Source organism: Kitasatospora nipponensis (assembly GCF_039528135.1).
In the GTDB taxonomy this organism is placed as follows: domain Bacteria; phylum Actinomycetota; class Actinomycetes; order Streptomycetales; family Streptomycetaceae; genus Kitasatospora; species Kitasatospora nipponensis.
Genome location: NZ_BAAALF010000093.1, coordinates 1 through 22,991, shown reverse-complemented (window position 1 = coordinate 22,991; position 22,991 = coordinate 1). Strand labels below are relative to the sequence as shown.

Annotated in this window: 17 protein-coding genes and 1 pseudogene; 10 read left to right on the top strand and 8 right to left on the bottom strand. The window is 74.1% G+C overall.

Annotated elements, in window-relative coordinates:
- Positions 1-53: 53 nt before the first annotated feature.
- Positions 54-2,711 carry a rifamycin-inactivating phosphotransferase gene (rph, locus tag ABD323_RS23665; protein ID WP_344443919.1) on the bottom strand — a complete coding sequence of 886 codons (2,658 nt, stop codon included), beginning with the start codon at positions 2,709-2,711 and terminating at the stop codon, positions 54-56.
- A gap of 206 nt (positions 2,712-2,917) precedes the next feature.
- Positions 2,918-3,598, bottom strand: coding sequence for a hypothetical protein (locus tag ABD323_RS23660; protein ID WP_344443918.1), 681 nt, complete (start codon positions 3,596-3,598; stop codon positions 2,918-2,920).
- 100 nt (positions 3,599-3,698) lie between these two features.
- Here ABD323_RS23660 and ABD323_RS23655 point away from each other — a divergent pair.
- From ABD323_RS23655 to ABD323_RS23635, 5 genes and pseudogenes are all read left to right on the top strand, one after another.
- Positions 3,699-4,589, top strand: a pseudogene (locus ABD323_RS23655) (DUF6508 domain-containing protein); the annotation flags it as partial.
- Between the two features lie 123 nt (positions 4,590-4,712).
- A complete protein-coding gene (locus ABD323_RS23650) occupies positions 4,713-5,696 on the top strand; it encodes an ADP-ribosylglycohydrolase family protein (protein ID WP_344443929.1) in 984 nt (327 codons plus the stop codon).
- Positions 5,697-5,922: 226 nt separating this feature from the next.
- A complete protein-coding gene (locus ABD323_RS23645; protein ID WP_344443917.1) occupies positions 5,923-6,879 on the top strand; it encodes a hypothetical protein in 957 nt (318 codons plus the stop codon).
- Positions 6,880-7,177: 298 nt separating this feature from the next.
- Positions 7,178-7,624 (top strand): nucleoside deaminase, encoded by a 447-nt coding sequence (locus tag ABD323_RS23640; protein WP_344443916.1) that lies wholly within the window; start codon positions 7,178-7,180, stop codon positions 7,622-7,624.
- A gap of 139 nt (positions 7,625-7,763) precedes the next feature.
- The gene (locus tag ABD323_RS23635; RefSeq protein ID WP_344443915.1) at positions 7,764-8,651 is read left to right on the top strand and encodes a spherulation-specific family 4 protein; all 888 of its coding nucleotides are present in this window, start codon (positions 7,764-7,766) and stop codon (positions 8,649-8,651) included.
- A 103-nt stretch (positions 8,652-8,754) separates the two neighbouring features.
- Here ABD323_RS23635 and ABD323_RS23630 read toward each other — a convergent pair whose 3' ends face one another.
- Positions 8,755-8,973, bottom strand: a complete 219-nt coding sequence (locus ABD323_RS23630) for a hypothetical protein (RefSeq protein ID WP_344443914.1) — start codon at positions 8,971-8,973, stop codon at positions 8,755-8,757.
- 241 nt (positions 8,974-9,214) lie between these two features.
- Here ABD323_RS23630 and ABD323_RS23625 point away from each other — a divergent pair, with 241 nt between their 5' ends.
- On the top strand, positions 9,215-10,777 hold the full coding sequence (locus ABD323_RS23625) for an aldehyde dehydrogenase family protein (RefSeq protein ID WP_344443913.1): 1,563 nt from the start codon (positions 9,215-9,217) through the stop codon (positions 10,775-10,777).
- A 29-nt stretch (positions 10,778-10,806) separates the two neighbouring features.
- Here the strand turns inward: ABD323_RS23625 and ABD323_RS23620 are convergent, their stop codons facing one another.
- Together ABD323_RS23620 and ABD323_RS23615 are read right to left on the bottom strand one after the other, a co-directional pair.
- Positions 10,807-11,109: a putative quinol monooxygenase gene (locus ABD323_RS23620; protein ID WP_344443912.1), complete on the bottom strand. Its 303-nt coding sequence runs from the start codon at positions 11,107-11,109 to the stop codon at positions 10,807-10,809.
- A 46-nt stretch (positions 11,110-11,155) separates the two neighbouring features.
- Positions 11,156-12,157, bottom strand: coding sequence for a helix-turn-helix transcriptional regulator (locus ABD323_RS23615; RefSeq protein ID WP_344443911.1), 1,002 nt, complete (start codon positions 12,155-12,157; stop codon positions 11,156-11,158).
- Between the two features lie 94 nt (positions 12,158-12,251).
- On the opposite strand from ABD323_RS23615, the gene ABD323_RS23610 reads away from it, so the two are divergent.
- Positions 12,252-12,650: a VOC family protein gene (locus ABD323_RS23610; protein ID WP_344443910.1), complete on the top strand. Its 399-nt coding sequence runs from the start codon at positions 12,252-12,254 to the stop codon at positions 12,648-12,650.
- 513 nt (positions 12,651-13,163) lie between these two features.
- Here ABD323_RS23610 and ABD323_RS23605 read toward each other — a convergent pair.
- Together ABD323_RS23605 and ABD323_RS23600 are read right to left on the bottom strand one after the other, a co-directional pair.
- On the bottom strand, positions 13,164-14,504 hold the full coding sequence (locus ABD323_RS23605) for an ABC transporter substrate-binding protein (RefSeq protein WP_344443909.1): 1,341 nt from the start codon (positions 14,502-14,504) through the stop codon (positions 13,164-13,166).
- Positions 14,505-14,545: 41 nt separating this feature from the next.
- Positions 14,546-15,952, bottom strand: coding sequence for a hypothetical protein (locus tag ABD323_RS23600; RefSeq protein WP_344443908.1), 1,407 nt, complete (start codon positions 15,950-15,952; stop codon positions 14,546-14,548).
- 266 nt (positions 15,953-16,218) lie between these two features.
- Here ABD323_RS23600 and ABD323_RS23595 point away from each other — a divergent pair, with 266 nt between their 5' ends.
- Together ABD323_RS23595 and ABD323_RS23590 are read left to right on the top strand one after the other, a co-directional pair.
- A complete protein-coding gene (locus ABD323_RS23595; protein ID WP_344443907.1) occupies positions 16,219-19,932 on the top strand; it encodes a glycosyl hydrolase 2 galactose-binding domain-containing protein in 3,714 nt (1,237 codons plus the stop codon).
- Between the two features lie 63 nt (positions 19,933-19,995).
- Positions 19,996-21,615, top strand: a complete 1,620-nt coding sequence (locus ABD323_RS23590) for a beta-N-acetylhexosaminidase (RefSeq protein ID WP_344443906.1) — start codon at positions 19,996-19,998, stop codon at positions 21,613-21,615.
- A gap of 55 nt (positions 21,616-21,670) precedes the next feature.
- Here the strand turns inward: ABD323_RS23590 and ABD323_RS23585 are convergent, their stop codons facing one another.
- Positions 21,671-22,117 carry a nitroreductase family deazaflavin-dependent oxidoreductase gene (locus tag ABD323_RS23585; protein ID WP_344443905.1) on the bottom strand — a complete coding sequence of 149 codons (447 nt, stop codon included), beginning with the start codon at positions 22,115-22,117 and terminating at the stop codon, positions 21,671-21,673.
- 291 nt (positions 22,118-22,408) lie between these two features.
- Here ABD323_RS23585 and ABD323_RS23580 point away from each other — a divergent pair, with 291 nt between their 5' ends.
- Positions 22,409-22,816 carry a serine integrase family protein gene (locus tag ABD323_RS23580; RefSeq protein WP_344443903.1) on the top strand — a complete coding sequence of 136 codons (408 nt, stop codon included), beginning with the start codon at positions 22,409-22,411 and terminating at the stop codon, positions 22,814-22,816.
- Positions 22,817-22,991 lie beyond the last annotated feature (175 nt).

Genomic DNA, 22,991 nt, shown 5'->3' with positions numbered 1-22,991 from the left:
GCCCGTTGGTCGACCGTTTGGCAAAGAATGGCCCGGCGCCACGCCGTGGCCGGTCAGGACAGGATCTCGACGTACCCCTCGGTGCCGTGCACGCGGATCCGCTGCCCGTCGCGGATCAGCCGGGTGGCCTGCGCCACGCCCACGACGCTCGGCAGGCCGTACTCCCGGGCGATCACCGCGCCGTGGGTCATCTGGCCGCCCACCTCCGTCACCAGGCCCGCGATGGCGACGAAGAGCGGCGACCAGCTGGGGTCGGTGTAGGCGGTGACCAGGATGTCGCCCTCCGCCAGGTCGGCCTGCGCCATGTCGAGGATGACGCGCGCCCGGCCCTCGACCGTTCCGGCGGAGACCGGCAGGCCGACCAGGGCGCCGGAGGGCACGTCCTCGCGCCGGTACGCCCCGGCGAGGGCCTCACCGTCCGAGGTGAGCACCCGCGGCGGGGTGAGCGCCCGGTAGGAGCGGAACTCCTCCTTGCGCCGCCGGATGAGCCCGTCGTCCACCCGCTGCGCGCGCACGGCCTCGTGGAACTCCTGGAAGGTGAGGTAGAAGACGTCCTCCCGCTCCCGGAGCACGCCGGCCCGCACGAGGCGCCCCGCCTCCGCCAACAGGGCCTGCTTGTAGACGAAGTAGCGGCTGACGATGCCGTACTTCGGGTACTCCCGGTAGCCGATGAAGGTGCGGAGCCGCTCGATCATCCGCCGGGTCTCCTCGGCCTTGTGCTCCCCGTCCGGCAGCGTCCGCAGGCGGGAGAGCACGTCGCGTTCCTTCTCCCGTGCCGTCTGCCGCCCCCGTTCGAAGCGGTGGGCGGCGGCGCCCGGCTCGAAGAGCCTGACGTTGTCGAGGATCACGGGCACGAGCGTGCCGGGGCGCTCGCGCCACCTCGGCCGGGTGATGTCGATCTCGCCCACGCAGCGCATGCCGTACCGGTCGAGGTAGGACTCGATGGCGTCGCGCGCCTGCGTCCCGCCCGGGAGCTCGGCCAGCTCGTCCAGGAAGTCCTTGCCCCCGACGTCCTGGACGCCCTGGATGCCCTGGATGCCCTGGAGGAACGCCACCACCTGCGGATGCGGGCGGATCGCGTCCGCGACGTCCAGCAGGGCCAGCCCCATCTGGGACGTGATGTTGTTGGGGGCGGACAGCGTGAGCGTGTCAGCCGCGTTCTTCTCGCCCAGCCACTCCCCGAGCCTGTCGTTGAGCCACCAGGTGGCCTCCATGCCCGCCATGACCGCCTGCATGTTCAGCGGGTCGCCCAGCGCCCGTCGGTGCTCCTCGAAGGCCTCCAGCAGGAAGTCGAACAGCGCCGGTCCGCTCTTCGCGCGGATGTCGCGCTCCAGGGCCGCGACGGACGCCCGGCTGCGCTCGATCAGCCCGGTGACGATCGCCGGATCGGTCTCGATCGGGGTGGGAACGCCGCCCACCGGCGGCCCGCCGGGACCCCCGCCGGCACCCGCGCCGGGATTCTCGTCGGAGAGCGGGGGGACGAAGTCACCGCGGTCGAGGACGGTCTCCAGCGCGTCCCTGACCAGCGGATCGCCCCTGCCGATGAGCTCCAGCAGGCCGGCGCGGCTCGCGGGCGAGGCCAGACGCCGGGTGACGTCGACGAACAGCCGCCCGCCGGCCTCGTGCATCGCCACCATGGCCGTCAGCTGCCACATGGAGAGCCCCAGGGGCTTCATCGGGTCGGTCATCATCTGCTGGTGACCGACGGAGACGTAGAGGTGGTTCTCGCCGTCGTCGGCCTCGGGAACGGGGAAGAGCGTGGTGATCGGCCGGCTCTGGACGATCCGGAAGTCGTCCTCGACCAGGCACCACTCGATGTCCTGCGGGCGGCCGGCGTGTGCCTCGATCCGCCGCCCGAGCCGTACCAGCCGCAGGACCTGCGCATCCGTCAGCGCCGGCTGCCCGGCGTGCCGCGGGTCGATCGCCACCTTCCGCGTCCCACCGCCCGGTGCGGCCCGCAGGGCGTGCTCCTTGGCGTGGACCGTCCGGGCGACGACCTCGTCGTCGCGCACCGTGAAGACGTCCGGGTTCAGCAGGCCGGAGACCAGGGCCTCGCCGAGACCGGGGCCCGCCTCCACGGTGGCGACCTTCCGGTGGCCGGTGACGGGGTCGGCCGTGAACAGCACGCCGGACGCCTCGGGGAGGACCATCTGCTGCACGACCACGGCCATCTGGACCGTTCGGTGGTCGATGCCGCCCCGCCGGCGGTAGGTCACGGCCCGCTCGGTGAACAGCGAGGCCCAGCACCGGCTGACGTGCCGCAGGACCTCCGCCGGCCCCACGACGTTCAGGTACGAGTCCTGCTGTCCGGCGAAGGAGGCCGTCGGCAGGTCCTCCGCCGTCGCGCTGGACCGCACGGCGTAGGAGGCCCGCTCGCCGAGCGGGGCGAGCGCGCGGGTGATCTCCGCCGCGAGATCGTCCGGGACGAGAACCCCTTCGATGGTCCGGCGGATCTGCGCGCTCAGCTCGCGGACCGCCTCGCGGTCCTCGCGGTCCTCCGGGTCGAGGCGCGACAGCCGGTCGAGTCGCTCCTCGATCGACGGCGCCAGCGCCATGATCCGCCGGAAGGCGTCCGTCGTCACGCAGAAGCCACCCGGCACCCGCACGCCCGCCACCCGCGAGAGCTCTCCCAGGTGCGCGCCCTTGCCGCCGACCGACGCGACCTGCGTCCCGTCGACCTCCCGCAGGTCCACCACGTACCGCTCCGTCACCGCGACACCTCCACGCTCACCAGTACCCGCACGTCGTGCCCTCATTTCCGCAGCTCGTCGGCCTCGGCCGACGATTCTGCGCCGCGACCGGGGCCTTGCCGCAAGCCCCCCGGTGCGCTATATCTTGAGAGTGGCGAGGAGAGGTCTCCTCGCCTTTCGCTTTGCGCCGACCGCGTGGACGCCGCCGATCGCGGTGCGGGTGACGCTCAGTTCGGGTCCCGGCCCGACGGCGGGTAGCCGATCTCCGCGAGGGACTCGGCGAGGTCCGCGAGCGTGATCTCCGGGTTCAGCGCCGACACGAGTTCCCGGCTCAGCGGTCGCGAGGCGTACACGTCGCGCACGGCCGCCAGGTTCACGGGGACCTCGTAGTAGTCCTGCGCGAAGCGCTGGAACGCCTCCGGCGAGCGGTCCACCAGGAGCTCGAACAGGGCGGTCGCCCCGTCGGGGTCGGGGTGACCGGCCGGGAAGTCGATCACGCTGTGCCGCCACCCGTCGTCCGTCGTCGCGCGCCACAGACAGGCCGTCACGACCGGCACCTCGTCCTCGTCGGCGAACGCCGGCTCCTCGAGGAAGGGTCGGAAGGCGTGCGGCACACCGTCGACCACTCCCGGCCAGGGCTCGCCCTCGTTGGCGTACGGGCTCATCGGCGACTCGTGGCAGAAGCCGCGCACGTACGCGCCGACCGCCGAGAAGACGATGGAGTACTCGTCCCCCGATCCGTCGCGCATCGAGGCCATCTCCTCGCCCTCGGCCCAGGAGGCGTCGAAGGAGTGGTACCGGTCCTCCCAGTCCGGGCTCAGGATCGCATCGAGCACGGCCAGCGAGCGGCACAGGTTCCGCAGCTCGGCGATGGAGGGGAGCCGGCGGGCCACGTCGTAGACAGTCATGCGCTCATCCAAGCCGACGCCCGTGACACGCGGGGTGAGGGCGGGGCCGTGGCGACGGTCGGCCCGGGGTCGGCCCGGTGAGCGGCGATAGGGTGCGCGGATGAGCTTTCTGACGCTGACCGAGGTCGAGGCACTGGCCCGGCGTGCCCACGCGGACCAGGTGGACAAGGCCGGACGGCCGTACGCCGAGCACCTGGCGGCGGTGGCCCAGGGAGTGGTGGACCGGCACGGCAGCGAGGAGCAGATCGCCGCCGCCTGGCTGCACGACGCCATCGAGGACGGCGTGCTGACGCCCGAGTGGCTGGCCACCGCGCCGCTCTCGGCGCACACCAAGGAGCTGATCCTGGCGCTGACCAAGCGTCCGGGGGAGGACCCGCGCGCGTACGCGGCCCGGATCACGGCCACCGAGGGCGCGTACGCGATCAAGGACGCCGACATCGCGCACAACACGCGCCCCGAGCGCCTCGCCGTCCTGGACCCGGCCACCCGCACGCGGCTGACGGTGAAGTACGCCCGGATGCGCCGGCTGCTGCGCCGCCCGCCGCAGGAGGCCGCCCCGGACGCCGCAGCCGCGGCCGTACCCGAGCGGGACCCGGACCAGGACCCCGGGGACGCGGCGCTCATCGGCGAGTTGGACCCGAGCCGCGCCGAGCCGTGGCTGCGCCTCGAAGCGCTGGTGCGGGAGTGGCGGGTCGACGAGCAGGACGTGCTCTGGGCGCCGCCGGCCGCGGACCCGGACGGGCCGCGGTACCCGGTGTACGGGCCACGGGTGCGGGAACTCTGCGGCCTGCTGTCGGCGGTGGGCGCCGTGACACCCCGCTATCACTGGATGAACTTCCCGCTGCCCCAGCTGAGTTGGGAGGACACCTACCGGCCCGGCGACGCCGTGCGGGCGGCGACGGCGGTGCTGCGCGGGGAGCGGTTCGGCGACGGCGCGATCGGCTCCGCCTATCTGGACGGCACGCTCCACGCGGTCGCCGCCGCCCTGGTGGCCTGGTACCGGGCGGGTGCCGGCGCGGGCGCGGGGGTGACCGCGGGAGCGAGCGCGGGAGCCGAGGCCGCGCCGGCGGACCGGCCCGCCGCCGGACGGGCCCGGCGACCCGCCACCGCCGCGCTGCTGGGCCTGGCGGTCGGGGACGCGCTGGGCCGCCGCACCGAGTTCATGACCTTCCAGGAGATCCGCCTGCTCAGCCCCGACTGGCGTGAACTGCCGCTTCCCAAGACCGCGTTGGTCACCGACGACACCCAGATGGCACTCGCCCTCGCCCGGGGCCTGCGCACCGCGCTGGAGCGCGGACCGCTCACCCCGCTGCGGCTGGAGCGCCCGGTCCGCGAGGAGTTCGTGGACTGGTCGCGGTCGCCGGAGAACAACCGCGCGCCCGGCCTGACCTGCCTGAAGGGCTGCTGGCTGCTCGGCGAGCCGGACCGCCGCTGGCAGCAGGCCAGCCAGATCGGCTCCAAGGGCTGCGGCGCCACCATGCGCGTCGCGCCGATCGGCCTGGTCCCCGGCCTGACGGGCCGACAGCGGGCGGGCGCGGCCCAGTTGCAGTCCGGGCTGACGCACGGCCACCCCACCGCGCTGGCGGCCAGCGACCTGACCGCGCACGCCGTCCACCTGCTCACCGAGGGTGCGGCGCCGGCCGAACTGCCCGGCCTGCTGCGCGGCTACGCCCTCGCCCAGCACAGCCGCTACGACGACTTCTGGCTCGGCGACCTGGTGGCGCACGCCCACGACCACTCGGCGCAGGAGTTCATCGCCCGCGGCTGGGCGGACTGCCTCGGCGTGCTGGACCGCCTCGACGCCGCGCTCGCCGCGTCCGACACCGAGGCGGACCCCTGTCTGGTCACCGGGGAGGGCTGGATCGCCGAGGAGGCGCTGGCCACCGGCCTGCTCTGCTTCCTGCTGCTGCCCGAGGACCCGGTGGCCGCGGTCCGCCGGGCCGCCTGCTCCTCCGGCGACTCGGACTCGATCGCCAGCCTGACCGGCACCTTCGCGGGCGCGTACGCCGGGGCGTCGGCCTGGCCGGCCGACTGGGTGCAGCGGATCGAGTACCGCGACGAGCTGCTCGCCTTCGGCGCGCTCTGGGACGGCTGCTGACCCGGGGTCGCACGGCGGCGGGGCGGCCGGGCATTGAGAGGATTCTCAGAGGGTGCAGAGCTGTCGGGAGATCGGATGCCACGTCAGTATTGGCAGGGCCACGCCGACCTGATCCCCCCGGGGTCGACGGCCCGGCGCGGGTGACGACCTGGCGCGGGGCCCCACCCCGCCGGGCCGGCGGTCGACGTGCACTCCCGCCTGCCCCCTCCAGGAGGACACCCCCACCATGCGCATCCGCCCCTTCACGACCACCGCCCGCACCCTGGGCCTGCTCTCCCTCGCGGCCGTCGGCGCCACCTCGTTCGCCGCCGCCGGGCCGGCCGCCGCCGTCCCCGGGCACCACGGGCTCAAGCCGATCCACCAGTCGGCCGCCGCCCGCCCGTTGGCCGCCGACGCCGCCCAGCCGCAGGCGTCCGGCAACACGCTGAAGGTCGGCTCGGCCGCCACCTCGGGCGTGGTGTCGCCGACGCCGAAGGTGTACCTGGTCTTCTGGGGATCCCAGTGGTCGTCCGACCCCGCCGGCGTCGCGCCCGACCTGCAGAACATGTTCAAGGGCCTCTACGGCAGCCAGGACACCTGGGGCACCATCATGTCGCAGTACTGCGAGGGCGTCGCCAAGGGCACCAGCAGCTGCGGGACCAAGGGCACCCACGTCACCCACCCGAGCAGCACCCCGCTGGCCGGCACCTGGTTCGACAACGGCGCCGCCGCACCGGGCAACGCGACCGCCGCCCAGGTCGCCGCCGAGGCGACCAAGGCCGCGGCGCACTTCGGCAACACCACCCAGACGCCGAACCTGAACGCCCAGTACGTGGTGGTCTCCGCCACCGGCACCCACCCGGACGGCTTCCCCAGCAGCGGATTCTGCGCCTGGCACGACTTCACCACCTCGTCCTACGGCAAGCTCGCCTACACCAACCTGCCCTACGTCCCGGACACCGGCGCGGGTGGCTGCACCACCTTCACCGACGGCCGGTTGCTGTCGGGCATCGAGTCGACCGAGACGCACGAGTACGCCGAGACGGTCACCGACTTCTGGCCGAGCATCGGCTGGAACGGCGGTGGCGGCGAGATCGGCGACGAGTGCGAGAACATGGACTCCTACGTGGCGTTGAGCACCGGCACCTTCGACCTGCAGGGACTGTGGTCCAACAGCGCCAACAAGTGCGCCACCAAGGGCTGACGCCCACCACCGAGACGGGTCGGGTCGACGCCGCATCCGGCAGGGGAGCGCGGCCCCGTGGGGACGGGGACCGCGGGTCCGCGCCGGCGGCGTCGCCCTGACCCGGGGTCCGCGCACCGGTGGTGGCTTCCGGACGGTGGGGGCGGGGTCGGCCCCGCCGCTCGCGGAGCGCCGCATCCGGCGCGGACCCCTGGTGGTGGCGGCTCTGGGGTAGCGCCGCCACCACCACACCCACCGACTCCTCCGCGGCCCGCGCGGCACGTTGCCCGGGCGCCGGGCCGCGGAGGAGAGTGGCGGTATGACGACGGATGCGGCGGCGATGCTCGCGGTGGCCCTGGACGAGGCCCGGCTCGGGCGCGCCGAGGGCGGGATCCCGATCGGCGCGGCGCTCTTCGGCCCGGACGGCGAACTGCTCGGCCGCGGCCGCAACCGGCGGGTCCAGGACGACGACCCGTCGACGCACGCCGAGACCGCGGCCTTCCGCGCGGCCGGCCGGCTGCGCGGCTACGGGCGGACCACCATGGTCACCACGCTCTCGCCCTGCTGGTACTGCAGCGGCCTGGTCCGCCAGTTCGGCATCGGCTCGCTGCTGGTGGGCGAGGCCCGGACCTTCCACGGCGGGCACGACTGGCTGGCCGAGCACGGGGTGCGGGTCACGGTGCTGGACGACCCGGCCTGCGAGGCGCTGATGCGGGAGTTCATCGCGCAGCACCCCGCACTCTGGTCGGAGGACATCGGTCGGTAGGGCACGCATCTTCGCTGATCAACCGTCAGTTCGCTTCTCCTTCACCTCCGGTGTCACATGGCGGGCTCGGGGACGCACGTCCCCCCACTGCCACTACTGTGTCCCTCCTCAACCGATGATCGGCCAAGAGGGGTGCACCATGCGCACGTTGACCAAGGGCCTGCCGGTTCTGCTGATCGGGGCGGCACTCGCCGCAGCGGTGGCCGGGTCCGGCTCGGCCGCCGTCGGTGCCGGCCGGGGCCTGGAGATCGCGGTGCCGGCGTACGTCCTGCCCGGCGACCCGATGCTGACCACCCTGCAGGGCACCGCGCCCGCGCCCTCGATCGTGGTGCTGAACCCCGACAGCGGCTACGCCGCGTTCGACACCGGCTGGCAGGCGCAGGCCGACGCGCTGCGCACGGCCACCGCGGCGGGCGGCGGCCGCACCAGGGTGCTCGGCTACGTCGACACGGCGCGCGGCACCCGCTCGCTCGCCGACGTCGAGGCGACCGTCGACAACTACCTGAGAACCGCCGACCACAGGCTGCACGTCGACGGGATCTTCTTCGACCAGACCGGCCGCGACTGCGGCGAGGCCGACGTCACCCGCGACTACTACGCCGCGCTGCGCGGCTACGTGCAGGAGAGCGTCTACGCGATCTCCCCGCACACCAAGGAGCTGGTGGCCGACAACCCGGGGACCGCGGTCGCGGACTGCTACCTGGAGCCGGGGCACCGCACCGCCGACACCTTCGTGACCTTCGAGGGCAGCGCCGACGCGTACGCGAACGGCTGGCTGGGCGGCAACGTCTTCAACGACACCGCCGGCTACTACTCCGGCGCCACCTTCGACCCGAGCGGCACCTCCTTCTGGCACCTGGTGTACGCCACGCCGGACACCGCCGGCATGCGCACCGTGCTGGACACCGCGTACGCCCGCGGCGCCGGCTACGTCTACGCCACCGACGACGTGGTCGGCACCCCCTGGGACGCGGCTCCGTCCTGGGGCTTCGCGGCCCAGACCGCCTACGCCGCCCGCAAGGGCTGAGCCGGCGCCCCCCGACCCGCACGCATCCGCCCCCCCGACCCGCACGCATCCCGCTCCGACACCCCGGCCCGGCGCCGCGCCCGATGGGCGCCGGGCCGTCGGCTCAGTGGCCGAGCAACCCGGCGAGGTCGGAGCCGAGGTTGGCGACCTTGGTCAGGTCGCCGACATCGCTGATCCCGCCGACCGGGATGCTGTAGGTGTGCTCCTGGCGGGACGGCGCCGGATAGGCGGGGTTGCCCGCCGCCGTCGCGGTGGCGGCGGCGGCCAGCACGGCCGTGCCGAGCAGGGCGCCGGCGAGGGCGATTCGGAGGGACGTGCGCATCGGGGGGCCTCCACGGGCAACGGCTGGGGGTCTGTCCTCCTGCTCAACCGTCCGGGCGGCCCACGGTCACGGGTGCCGGCCGGGTTCCCCCCGATCCGGCGCCCGGTGCCCCGGTGTCCACCGACCGTCGCCGCGCGCCCACCGGCCCGCTCGGTGCCGGTGTGCCAGGCTGGGAGGGACACGGCGTGAGCGCCCTCCCCGGCGGCAGCGTGAGCGCCCTCCCGGCGGCAGGAGTGCTGGCATGACCCTTCGGCTGAAGCCCGGCCTGTCCTGGGACGAGACCTACGCGCGGTGCCTGGCCGTCGCCCCCGAGGCGTTCACCGCCGACCGGCTGCTCAACCTGGTGCGCGGTGACTGGCACGCCGTGGGCACCCCCGGCGAGCACAGCACGCCCCTCGACGGCACGGCGATCCCCGGGCCCGCCCGGATCGGCATCGAGGAGGCGGCCGCGGCGGTCGACTTCGCGGTCCTCGAACACGGCGCCTGGTCGCGCACCCCGCTGGACGAGCGGCGCAGCCGGGTCGGCGCCGCACTCGCCTCGCTCGGCGAGCACCGCGACCTGCTGGCGCTGCTGCTGGTCTGGGAGATCGGCAAGCCCTGGCGCTCGGCCGAGGCCGACGTGGCCCGCGCGCTGGACGGCGTGCACTGGTACCTGGAGAACGTCGAACGCCAGCTGGAGGGGCGCTCCCCGCTGCCCGGCCCGGTCTCCAACATCGCCAGCTGGAACTACCCGATGAGCGTCCAGGTGCACGCCGAGCTGGTCCAACTGCTGGCCGGCAACGCGGTGATCGCCAAGACCCCCTCGCAGGGCGGTTTCCACTGCCTCACCCTGGCCCACGCGCTGATGCGCCGCGCGGGCCTGCCGGTCACCCTGCTGTCCGGGACCGGCGCGCAGATCGCCGAGCCGCTGATCCGCTCGCCCGGACTGGGCGCGCTGGCCTTCGTCGGCGGCCGCGCCAACGGCCGGCTGGCCGCCACCTCGCTGGCCGACCTGGGCCGCCGGCACGTCCTGGAGCAGGAGGGCCTGAACACCTGGGGCGTCTGGGACTTCAGCGACTGGCCGACGCTGGCCGGGCACCTGCGCAAGGGCTTCGAGTACGCCAAGCAGCGCTGCACCGCCTACCCGCGCTACGTGGTCCAGCGGCGGCTCTTCCCGGCCTTCCTGGAGACCTATCTCGCGGTGCTGGCCGCCCTGCGCTTCGGGCACCCGCTCGCGGTCGGCGACCCCGACGCGCCGCTGCCCGAGCTGGACTTCGGGCCGGTCATCCACGCCGCCAAGGCCGCCGAGCTGGTCCGGCACTTCGACGACGCGGTGGCCGCCCGCGCGGTCCCGCTCTACCGCGGCTCGACGGCCGACGGCCACTTCCTGCCGGGGCAGGAGCAGAGCGGCGGCGCGGCCGCCTACCTCGCGCCGGCCTGCCTGCTCGACCCGCCGCCCAACTGGGCGCTGCACCAGGCGGAGCCGTTCGGCCCGCTGGACTCGGTCGTCCTGGTGGACACCGAGCCCGAGCTGCTGGCCGCGATGAACGCGGGCAACGGCTCGCTGGTCGCCAGCATCGCCACCGACGACCCGGCCTTCGCCGCGCGGATCGCCCCGGACCTGATGGCCTTCAAGGTCGGCGTCAACAAGCCCCGTTCGCGCGGCGACCGGGAGGAGGTCTTCGGCGGCCTCGGCGCCTCCTGGAAGGGCGCCTTCGTCGGCGGCGACCTGCTGGTGCAGGCGGTCACCCACGGCCCGGAGGGCGCGCAGGAGAAGCTGTACGGCAACTTCCCCGGCTACTCGCTCTACCCGACGCCCCGGTAGGGCCGGCAGCCCCGGTCGATGGGGTCGGATCAGGCCAGCGGGTCGGCGTCGAGCTCGATGACCTCGGCGGGACCGGCCCGGAAGGCCGGGCCGGCCGCGTCGGCCTCGACCATGTGCGCGCTGGCGTCATGGGCGGCGAGCGCCGCCCTCGAGGCCCACCGCTCGATGAGGACGAAGCGGTCGGGCTCGCCGCTCACCTGGTGCAGGTCGTAGCGCAGGCAGCCCTCCTCGGCCCGCACGATCGGCGCGAGCCGCTCGAAGGCGGCGACCTGCTCCTGGCCCCGGCCGGGCAGCGTGCTGATCAGGACGAGGAGGTGAACCGGCTGCGACATGCGCGGAAGCGTACCGGGCGCGCCGAGGGCGTCCGCTCCCCGGGCCTCAGGTGCGGCGGGCCGAGGCGGCCAGCCGGTCGGCGAACGCGAGGACGAGGTCGCGCAGTTCGTCCGGTCGCTCGATGACGAACGGCCGGTCGAGCGAGGCGAGTACGGCGGGCAGCCAGTCGAGCCGCTCGGCCCGCACCTCGACGCGCAGCCAGCGCTCGCCGGGCGGATCCGTGCCGTCCGCGGGCTCGTCCGGGTCAGCGGCCTCCGCCACGCTCGCGACGCCGGCGGGAAGCCGGGCGCGGATCTGTTCGAGCGTCCCGTGGATCCGCAGGGTCACCTCGTGCCGGTACGCGGCCCCGGCGAACCCCGACAGGACGCGCTGGGCCGGATCGAGTCCGGCGGGCGGCTCGAACGAGCCCGGCAGGGCCCTGGCGTCCGCGACGCGATCGAGCCGAAACGTCCGGTCCTGGCCGATCGCGGGATCGGTGCCCGTGACGTACCACCGGTCCGCGTGGGTGACGATCCCGTACGGGTGCAGGGTGCGATCGCTGCGCCGGCCGTCCTGGTCGGTGTACCTGAGCGCGACCGGCCGGCGGTGGCGCACCGCGTCGGCGACGGCGAGCAGGACCCCGGTCCGCGGGGTGGCCGGCTCGCCGGGCGCGGCCGTGAAGGCGAGCGACTCCAGGACGGCGTCGAGCCGACGGGCCAGCCGATCGGGCAGCACCCGGCGGATCTTGGCCGCCGCCGTCTCGCCCGCGGCTCCGGTCGCCGCCGGCAGCCCCGCCCGGCGCCCGGCGACGAGTCCGAGCAGCACGGCGAGCGCCTCGTCGTCGTCGAGCATCAGCGGGGGCAGCCGGTACCCGGGGGCGAGCCGGTAGCCGCCGTAGCGGCCACGGACCGACTCGACGGGGATGTCGAGGTCGACCAGGTGGTCCACGTACCGCCGCACGGTGCGCCCGTCGACGCCGAGCCGGTCGGCGAGTTCGGCCGCCGTTCTGGTGCCGCCCGACTGCAGGAGTTCCAGGAGGGTGAGCACGCGGCTGGTGGGTCGGGCCATGTCCCCGAGCCTAGTCCTGATACCGGACCGATTCTGTCCACTATCTCCTCTACCGTCCGAGGTGCAACGGCTTCACCGACGTCAGGAGAACACCATGGACTTCGTCTCGACCCGGATCATCACCGGCGACATCGCGCGCCTCGTCGACTTCTACGAGCGGGCCACCGGGGTGCGGGCGCAGTGGTCCACCGAGGACTTCGCCGAGCTGCGGACCGCCGGCGCGACCCTCGCGATCGGCTCCGACCGCACGGTCGCGCTCTTCGCGCCCGGCTGCGCCCGTCCCGCCGAGAACCACAGCGTGATCATCGAGTTCCTGGTCGCCGACGTGGACGCCGTCCACCGCGACCTGGCCGGCTCCGTCGCCGAGTTCGTGACCGAGCCCACCACGATGCCCTGGGGCAACCGGTCGCTGCTGCTCCGCGACCCCGACGGCAACCTCGTCAACTTCTTCACCCCGGTCACGCCGGCGGCCGTCGCGAGGTTCGCCCGCTGACGACCGGGCGGCCTTGCGGCCGAGCCGGCTCGGAGCGGCCCGGACGAACCAGAGGCCGATGACGGCGGCGACGGCGGCCGCCACCGACACCAGCTCGTCGGTGGCCGGGCCGTCCTGGTCGGGGTAGCGGTCGCCCTGGACCCGTACGGTCCCCGGGTGCCGGGCCGCGACCTCCAGGGGGACGGGCGTGCCGACGTCCGGCCTGATGAGGCGCTTGAGGGGGAGCGCGGTGGTGCGGTACTCCCGGCCGGCCACCTGGTAGGCGACCGTGTAGTCGACGCCGCCCTTGCGCGGCGCGACCGCGGTGACCGCACCGGTGACCCGCAGCGGCGCGGCGTCGATCTGTCCGGCGGCCCGCAGCTGCCAGGCCAGCGAGATCAGGCTCAGGCAGAGCACCACCAGCGCCACGGTGGTGGCCAGCAGCGGCAGGGCCCAGGGGCGGCGGCGGATCAGGTCGTTCACGGAGCGAACCGTACGCGACGCGCCGAGCGGCCCACGCGCCGGCCCGGGGGGTCAGGGCTGCACGGTGGCGCGGACCCGGTCCAGGTCGGTGAGCAGGGTGTCGAGCTGCGAGGGGTCGCTGACGTAGGCGAGCACCGCCTGGTAGAAGGCGTCGCGCAGGGCGTCGGGCATCAGGTCGGAGGCGTCGAAGCGGACCGCGGGGGCGTCGGCCAGCAGTTGGCCGAGCTGGTGGGTGAGGTCGTCGGGGTAGGCGGTGGCCGGCACCTGGCGGTTGGGGCTCAGCGTGCCGCCGCGCGAGACCCAGCTGCCCTGCGCCTCGGGGGCGGTGAGGTAGTCGAGCAACTGCCGTGCGGCGGGGGTGTCGTGGAACAGGCCCAGGAGGTCCCCGCCGATCTCCTCGTCGCCGCTGAAGGCCGGGGTGATGGTGGGGAAGCGGCTGAACGCGAAGTCCTGGCCGGCCTTCGGTGGCGGTGCACCGGGAGCGCCGCCCTGCGGGGTGCTCCGCCGGTAGTAGCCGGTGATGAAGGAGGCCTCGTGGTCGAAGTAGCAGGCCGGGCGGTCGGCGAGGAGGTAGCCGCCGCCCGCGCCGAAGGAGGTCTGCAGCATCCCGCGCGGGCCGCCGCGGACCTGCCCGGCCGCGGCGACGACGGCGCCCCAGGTCTGCCAGGCGAGCCGGATCGGCGCGGAGGTCCAGGCCAGCTTGCCCGCCACCCACTGGTCGTAGACGTCCGGGCCGGACTGGGCGAGCACGATGTCCTCCAGCCAGTCGGTACCGGGCCAGCCCGAGGCGGAGCTGGCCTCCAGGCCGACGCACCACGGCGTGCCGCCGGCGGCGGTGATCTGCCGGTCGGTGGCCGTCAGCTGGTCCCAGGTGGCGGGGGGAGTCCAGCCGTGCGCGGCCAGCGCCCGGGGGGAGTACCAGAGCAGGCTCTTGAGCGAGGCCTTGACGACCACGGCGAACTGGCGGCCGTCGACCGCGCCCAGCTGGAGCCAGCTCGGGCTGTACTGCGCGTTCAGGGCCGCCCGGTCCAGCACGCCGTCGAGCGGGGTGAGCCTGCCGGCCCGGGCGTACGGCGCCAGCTGGCCGGGGCTGGAGAGGACGGCGAGGTCGGGCGGGGAGCCGCTGGCGACCCGGTCGGCCAGCACGGTGGCGGCGTCGGGCGAGCCCTGGTAGTCCACCCGGATGCCGGTGCGCCGCTCGAAGGGCGCGACCACGGCCAGGAAGGACTTCTGCTCGTCGCCGGTCCAGGTACCGAGGATGTGGACGACCGGGCCGGATCCGGAGCCGCCGCACGCGGTGAGGGCGGACAGCGCGACCAGTAGCAGGGCGAGCGCCGCCCGGGCGGGGGCCGAGCGCCGCCGCGCTCCCGTCGTGACCCGGCCCGCTCTCACCCGACTCGCCCTCACTCGTCCCGCCCCCACCCGGATCGTCGTCATCGCGGCGCCCGGTACTCGTCGATGCGGGGCCACAGCCCCGCCAGCCCCAGGCCGGCGAGTGCCGCGCAGAGCAGGGGCAGGGCGAGCGAGAGGCCCTGGTCGGAGCCCGCGGTGGCCTCGGCGCCGGCCAGGTCCTGGCGGGCGAGCGTGGTGCGGGCGGCCAGGTCCGCGTCGAGCGCGGTGACGGCGCCGCCCAGCTGGGTGCCGGCGGGGCCGACCGCCGCGGCGACCGTGGCGGGGTCGGTCGCCGGCGCCGCGTCCTGGCCGAGCGTGCCCGCGCGTTGGCGCAGCGCGGCATCGGCGTCGGTGAACCGGCGGTAGTCCTGCAGCAGGTGTTCGGCGCCGGCCCGGCGCCCGTCGGCCGGATCGGCACCGGCGAGGTCGCCGGCCAGCAGCTGGGCGAGCTTCCCCTGGGACGGCGCGCCCGCCGGGGAGGCCAGGTCGCCGGGCGCCGGAGCAAGAGTCGGAGCCGGAGCCGGAGCGCCCGCGTCCCGGGTCAGCGGCGCCAGGGTGGTGCCGAAGTCCCCGCCCAGCGGCTGTCCGGGGATGCCGCGGAAGACCGCCAGTGCGTCGCCGCCCGCCGCCCGCGCGGTCAGCGTGCGGGCCTGCCAGCCGGCGGTGAGCCGGGGCAGCGCCCGGTCGCAGGCCGTGGTGAAGGCGCGGTAGTCGCGCAGCGCCTCCGCGGCCGTCCAGCCGGAGAGGGCGAGCAGCAGCACGGTGGCGGCCAGCAGGCCCGGGTTGAGCCGGCGCCGGAAGTGCCGGCTCAGGAAGCGCTGGGTACTGACGAGCAGGACCAGGGCCGGTACGGCGGGGGCCAGCATGCCGATCTGGACGGCCGGGGCCAGCCAGCCGCTGTGCCGCTGCCGGTCCACCCGGTCCTGCTCGGCCGCCTGCAGGGCGGCGACCTGCGCGAGGATCCCGGTGTCGGGCGCGTTCATCACGCCGGCGGCGTAGCCGAGGTAGGCGGTGCTCAGGGTGTTCCGGCCCGCGTTGGCGTGGGCCTGTTCGATCAGGCTGGTGTACTCGACCAGCAGCCCCTCGACGGTCTGCAGCTGCCCGGCGCCGTTCGCGTCGTGACCGGCGGCCCGTTCCAGCGCCTGCTCGGCCGACTTGAGGTCGTCCTGGTACTGCTGGCCGGGTCCGCTCAGCTGGACGGTGCCCGCCACGAAGCCGGCGGTGGCCACCCGGTCGGCGTCGGCGAGATAGGCGCCGACCTGGGCGGCGTCGACGACGGCCGGCGCCGCGTGGTCCTGCGCGGCGCTGACGGCACCGTGCGCGCCGCCGAGCACCAGGGCCGGCACGGCCCAGAGCAGCACGGCGCAGAGCAGCCAGCCCTGGGCGGTCCGGCGCAGGCGCAGTGGCGTGCCGACCGTCCTCACCCCCGACCCGCTCGACCCACTCAACTCCCCGACTGTCGCTCCAGCGTAGCCATGTTCGGGGTCGGTGGGCGGACGAACGGGCAAATCTGACGCAATGTCAACTCCCGAACGGCTCGACTCCTCGCGTCGGACCCGTTGACCGCGGCGCGTGGGGTCAGTAGCGTCTGGAAGAAGTAAGTAAAGTTTCCTAACTTAATGGCGGGCCCGGCCGGACCCCGATCCGCGCCGTCCGCCGCCGGATCCGTGCTGCCCGCCCGGAGAGATCCCCCGCTCTCGTCCAAGGAGCAGAGATGCCACCTCGCAGAAAAGTGCTGACCACCGCCGCCGTGGCCCTGGGGGTCATGGCGATGGCCGTCCAGCAGTCCGGCGCCGCTTCCCCGGCGCAGGCCCGTCCGCTCGCCCCGCCGGCCCTCGCCGCGGCCGCCGCCACGTCCCGGGCCGGCGCGTTCGCCGATCCGGCCACCGGCTCCACGGCCCTCTCGGACCTCGGTGCCACCGGCGGCTGGAAGGTGCTGACCAGCGCCACCGCCACCCAGGGCGGCGCCCGGATCTCCACGCCGGGCTTCGGCACCGGTGGGTGGCTCAGCGTCGCCAACGACGGCGGTGGTGCCCCCGGGACCGAGATCAACGCGTTGCTGCAGAACGGAAGTTGCCCGAACGTCTTCAGCTCGACGAACATGAAGAGCTGTTTCGGGCAGTTGACCAAGATCGGCGCGGAGACCCTCGCCCAGTTCTCGGCGCCCTGGTGGTACCGCACCGACTTCACCGCGCCGCCGGCCGGCCAGAACGCCAAGCTGGTGCTCAACGGTGTGATCGGGGCCGCGGACGTCTGGGTCAACGGCACCGAGGTGGCCACCGCGGCCACCGTCACCGGCGGTTACGCGCGCACCGCCTTCGACGTGACCAAGCTGCTGGTGGCGGGCACCAACTCGGTGGCGATCGAGATGCACCCGAACAACCCGGCGACCATGCTGACCGTCGACAACGTGGACTGGTCGCAGATCCCGCCGGACAACAACACCGGCATCCAGTTCCCGGTCCAGCTGCAGAGCGGCGGCCCGCTGGTCGAGGGCAACGCCCACGTGGTGCAGAACACCAGTGCCGACCTGAGCAGTTCGGCGCTGACGGTGAAGAGCGAGGTGACCAACACCACCACCGCCGCCCAGAGCGGCACGGTGAGTGCGACCGTCACCCCGCCCGGCGGCGGCACCCCGATCACGGTCAGCCAGAACGTCACGGTGGCCGCCGGCGCGACCCAGACGGTGACCTTCACCCCCGCCGCCTACCCGGCCCTGACGCTGAGCCGGCCGCAGATCTGGTGGCCCTACCAGCTGGGCGCGCAGCCGCTGTACGCGCTGGCCACCTCGGTGGCTCAGGGCGGCACCGTCCTGAACTCCACCAGCGGGACCTTCGGCATCCGCACCGTGACCTCCTCGCTGGTCGGCGCCTCCAGCGCGGTACCCGACGGTGTGCGAGCCTTCCGGATCGACAACGTGCCGCTGGTCATCCGTGGCGGCGGCTGGGACCCGGACCTGTTCCTGCGCTACGACCCGGCCGACACCGCCCGGCAGATCGGCCTGTTGAAGGCGATGGGCGTCAACACCGTCCGTCTCGAAGGCCACTTCATGCCGGCCGACTGGTACCGGCAGATGGACGCGGCCGGCCTGCTGGTCAACGCCGGCTACCAGTGCTGCGACTTCTGGGAGAACACCAGCTACACCGCCGCCCAGCAGGCGAACTACCAGCTGACCGCGCAGAGCGTGGGTGAGACCCTGCGCGACCACCCGTCGGTCTTCAGCTTCCAGTGGAGCGACAACGAGCCCACCGCGACCCAGGAGACGCTGGCCCTGAACGGCTTCAGGGCCGCCGACCTCGACGTCCCGTTCATCGCCTCCGCGGAGTACAAGTCCAGCCCCCAGCTGGGTGCTTCGGGCGAGAAGGAGGGCCCCTACGACTGGGTGCCGCCGAGCTACTGGTACGACACCGCCCACTCGGCCGGCGGCGACCAGACCAACGCGGGCGGCGCCTGGGGCTTCGACAGCGAGCAGAGCGCGGGCAACACCGTGCCGACGCTGGACTCGATCAACCGCTTCCTGTCGCCCGCCGAGCAGAGCACCCTGTGGCAGACGCCCGGCGCCAACCAGTACCACGACAACTACGAGGGCACCTCGCACACCGGCTACCACTTCGGCACCAACTACAACCTCGACACCGCGATCACCAACCGCTACGGCGCCTGGTCGAGCCTGAGCCAGTACGTGCAGGAGGCCCAGGTCCAGAACTACGAGGACACCCGGGCCCAGTTCGAGGCCTACCTCGCCCACTCGACCAACGCCTCCGCGCCCTCGACCGGCACCGTCTACTGGATGCTGAACAAGGGCTGGCCGACCATGCTCTGGTCGCTCTACAACAACGACGGCGACCAGGCCGGCGCCTACTTCGGCGCGCAGAAGGCCAACCGTCCGCTGCACGCGCTCTACGCGCTGGACACCGGCGCGGTCACGCTCGACAACCTCGGCGGCACCGGCCAGTCGGGGGTGAGCGTCGAGGCGAAGGTCTACGACACCAAGGGCGCCGTGCTGGACGACCGGACCTCGGGCAGCCTCACGCTCGCCCCGCAGCAGGTGCTCACCTCGGTGCTGAAGCCGGCCCTGCCGGCCGCGGCGGGCACGGTCTACTTCGTCGAGCTGCTGGTGCGTCAGAACGGCGCGGTGGTGGACCGCAACGTCTACTGGAACTCGACCACCCCCGACGCCACCAACTGGTCCAAGACGATCGGCCAGCCGCAGGCCACCATGACCTCCTACGCCAACCTGAAGGCCCTGCAGAGCCTGCCGCAGGCCACCGTGAGCGCCACCGCGAAGACCACCGACCAGGCCGGTCCGGGCGGCGCCGACAAGTTGGTCACGGTGACCGTCACCAACACCTCCAGCACCCCGACGGTCGGCTTCTTCCTGCGCGCCGACCTCCGCCGCGGCACCGCCGCGGGGGCCGAACTGGCGGGCGACAACGAGCTGCAGTCCTCGATCTGGAACGACAACGACGTCACGCTCTGGCCGGGGGAGTCCGAGACCCTGACGGCGTCCTACCGCTCGGCCGACCTCCAGGGCGCGACCCCGGTGGTCAGCCTCTCCGGCTGGAACGCGCCGAAGACGGACGTGCCGGCCGGGACCGGTACGGGCAGCAGCGGCGACTTCTCCATCGGAGCGGCGCCGGCCGCCGGTTCGGTGACCGCCGGGGCCTCGACGACCAGCACCGTCTCCACCGCGGTGACCGCCGGCTCCGCGCAGCCGCTCACCCTGACCGCCACCGGTGCGCCCGCCGGCACCACCGTCACCCTCACCCCCGCCACGGTGACCGCCGGCGGCTCCGCCACCGCCACCGTGGCCACCGGCGCCACCACGGCGCCCGGCAGTTACCCGATCACCCTCACCGCCACCGGTCCCAACGGCAGCCACAGCACCGGCTACACCCTGACCGTCACCAAGGGCGGCACCGGTGGCTGCACGGCCGCCCAACTCCTGGCCGACCCCGGCTTCGAGAACGGCGCCAACCCCGCACCCTGGACCCAGACCTCCACCCTGGGCCAGTCCCCGGTCAACAACGACACCGCCGACGAGCCCACCCACAGCGGCAGTTGGGACGCCTGGCTGAACGGTGACGGCAAGGCCGACACCGACACCCTCAGTCAGACCGTCACCATCCCGAGTACCTGCACCACCGCCACCCTCGGCTACTGGCTGCACGTCGACAGCACCGAGAAGACCACCGGCGCCGCGGCCGACACCCTGAAGCTGCAGGTGCTCGACACCGCCGGCACGGTCCTGGCCACCCCCGCCGGCTACTCCAACCTCGACCACACCACCGGCTACACCCAGCACACCGCCGACCTGTCCGCCTACGCCGGGCAGACCGTCACCCTGAGGTTCACCGGCACCGAAACCGACACCGCCGGCGGCACCACCAGCTTCCTGCTGGACGACACCGCACTGCAGACCTCCTGACGCCCCCCCCCGCCATCCGTTCCCGTCGTGAGAGGGATCCCGATGCAACCTCGGCACCGCGTCATGAACAGCTCCCTGCGCCACCTGCGGCGCGCCCTGGTGACGGCCGTGACCGTCCTGGGCCTGGCCTGGGGCAGTGCGGCCGGCGGGGCCGCGGCCGGCCTCCCGGCGACCGCCGCCGCGGCGCCCGCCACCGGGCAGCCCGGCGCCGCACTGCCCAACACCGTGGTCCCCGCGCCGGTGAGCGCAGTGGCCGACGGGACGACCTACCGGCTCACCGCCTCGGCCACCCTCTCCAGCGACGTGCCGGACATCGGCGCCTACCTGGCCGGCGTGCTGCGGGCCTCCACCGGATTCGCGCTGCCGCTCTCCACCGGAGCGTCTGGCCCGGGCACCATCGCCCTGCAACTCTCCGGCGCCCCCGCGGTGGTGGGCGATCAGGGCTACCAACTCACCGTCACCACGCACGGCGTGGTGCTGCGGGCGAACCGGCCGGCCGGGCTGTTCGCCGGCGTCCAGACGCTGCTCCAGCTGCTGCCGGCCTCGGTGGAGAGCCCCACGGTGGTGCCCGGCCCGTGGACGGTGCCCGGCGGCACCGTCACCGACTACCCGCGGTTCGCCTACCGCGGCGCGATGCTTGACGTCGCCCGGCACTTCTTCACGGTCGCCCAGGTCGAGCGCTACATCGACGAACTCGCCCTGTACAAGATCAACTATCTCCACCTGCACCTCTCGGACGACCAGGGCTGGCGGATCGCCATCGCCGGCTGGCCCCAGCTGGCCCGCTACGGCGGCAGCACCGAGGTCGGCGGCGGCCCGGGCGGCTGGTACTCGCAGGCCGACTACTCCGCGATCGTCGCCTACGCCGCCTCGCGCTACCTGACCGTCGTCCCCGAGATCGACCTGCCCGGCCACACCAACGCGGCGCTGGCCTCCTACCCCCAGCTGAACTGCGACGGCGTGGCGCCCGGGCTCTACACCGGCACCGACGTCGGCTTCAGCTCGCTCTGCGTCCCGCTGCAGCTCACCTACACCTTCATCGACCAGGTGGTGGGCGAGATCGCCGCGCTGACCCCCGGGCCCTACCTGCACATCGGCGGCGACGAGGCGACCTCGACCACCGCCGCCGACTACGCGTCGTTCATCGACCGGGCGCAGCAGATCGTCGCCGCGCACGGCAAGACCGTCATCGGCTGGCACGACATCGCCAACGCGACGCTGCTGCCCTCCACGGTGGCCCAGTTCTGGGACACCTCCACCACCGACGGCGCGCTCGCGACGGCCGCGGCGCACGGCACCAAGGTCATCATGTCGCCGGCCAACAAGGCCTACCTCGACATGAAGTACACCCACCGGACGAAGCTCGGCCAGGACTGGGCCGGCCTGACCGACGTCAACACCGCCTACGGCTGGAACCCCGGCGGCTACCTCTCGGGCGTCGGCGCCACCTCGGTGCTCGGGGTCGAGGCGCCGCTGTGGACGGAGACCATCGTCACCCCGGCCGACCTCGACTACATGGCCTTCCCCCGGCTGCCCGCCATCGCCGAGCTCGGCTGGTCGCCGTGGAGCACGCACGGTGTGAGCGCCTTCGACCACCGGCTGGGTGCCCAGGGCCCGCGCTGGAAGGCGCTGGGCATCGGCTACTACCACTCCACCCAGGTGAGCTGGCCGGCCGGCTCGTGACACCGTACGGCGCCGACCGGATCGGCCGGCGCCCCACGCTGCCCGGCCGGCGCGGTCAGTGGCCGCCGGGCTGCGGCTCCAGGACGAAGACCGGGATCACCCGCTCGGTCTTGCGCTGGTACTCCGCGTAGTCGGGGAACGCCTCGACCGCGCGCGCCCACCACAGGTCCTTCTCCGCGCCGGTGACCTCGCGCGCGGTCATGTCCTGCAGCACCGGGCCGTCGCGCAGCTCCACCCGCGGGTCGGCCACCACGTTGTGGTACCAGACCGGGTGCTGCGGGGCGCCGCCGAGCGAGGCCACCACCGCGTAGCGGCCCCCGTGCTCCACCCGCATCAGCGGCGTCTTGCGGATCTTGCCGCTCCTGGCGCCCAGCGTGGTCAGGACGACCACGGGCATGCCGCGCATCGTGGTCCCCTCGGTGCCGCCCGAGGACTCGTAGAGCTCCACCTGTTCGCGCGCCCAGCTCACCGGACTCGGCTCGTACTCGCCGTGCAGAGGCATGGTGTCCCGTCCTGTCCCGTCTCGGTGGGGCCGGTGCGCCGCGTGGCGCCCCGGTCGCCCGTCGTGTCCGTCGCTGCCATGATCGCCCACCGGCGGCCCGGCCCGCGGCAGCCCGCGCCGCACGGGTACGGGCCCCGATCGGCGGTACTACCCACCATTGCGCGCGGTGAATGGGGGCGCACCCGTATTGATACCCCGGGGGCCCGACCGGTTGGCTGAGGTCAGGAGAACCGGACGGTCCTCCTCCCGACAGCCCAGGGGCGCAGGGCCGCACGCAGCAGGGAGCCGGTCATGATCCACGAGAGCCTTCCGGGCGGCGACCGCCGTGGCGGCCCCGGCGGCGTCCCGGCCGGAGGCACCGCCGCCTACCTGCGGTGCCAGCCGATGGACCCGTGGGGGATGGAGGCTCATCGCTGGGCCGTGCTGGAGTACGCGGAGCAGCTGGGCCTGCCCCGTCCGACCGTCTTCTTCGACAACGGCTGCCCGGCCCGCGGGCTGCTGCCCCGGCTGGAGCAGCTGCTGGCCCAGGTCGCCGGGGGCGGCTACCACACGGTCCTGCTGCCGGGCCGCTTCGTCCTGTCGCTGGACGACCGGACCGCGGCCGACCTGGTGCGACGGTTCGAGGAGCACGGCTGCCGGGTGCTGGAGCTGCCGAGCCGGCGGGCGCGCCGGCAGCTGGCGGTCGCCGAGGCCGCCTGAGATTGCCGCAGGCCCGCCCGGCGCGTCGCCTCACGGCCGGCGCGGGCGCCGCGGGCCCTGGCGGGCGGGGCGCGGCGGCTCGCCGGCGGGCGCCGCCGGTTCGGTCGCCCCCGAGGTCGCCCCCCAGGTCGCCGCCGGGCCCCGGGTCTGGGGCGGGGGGGCGGGCGTGGCGGGC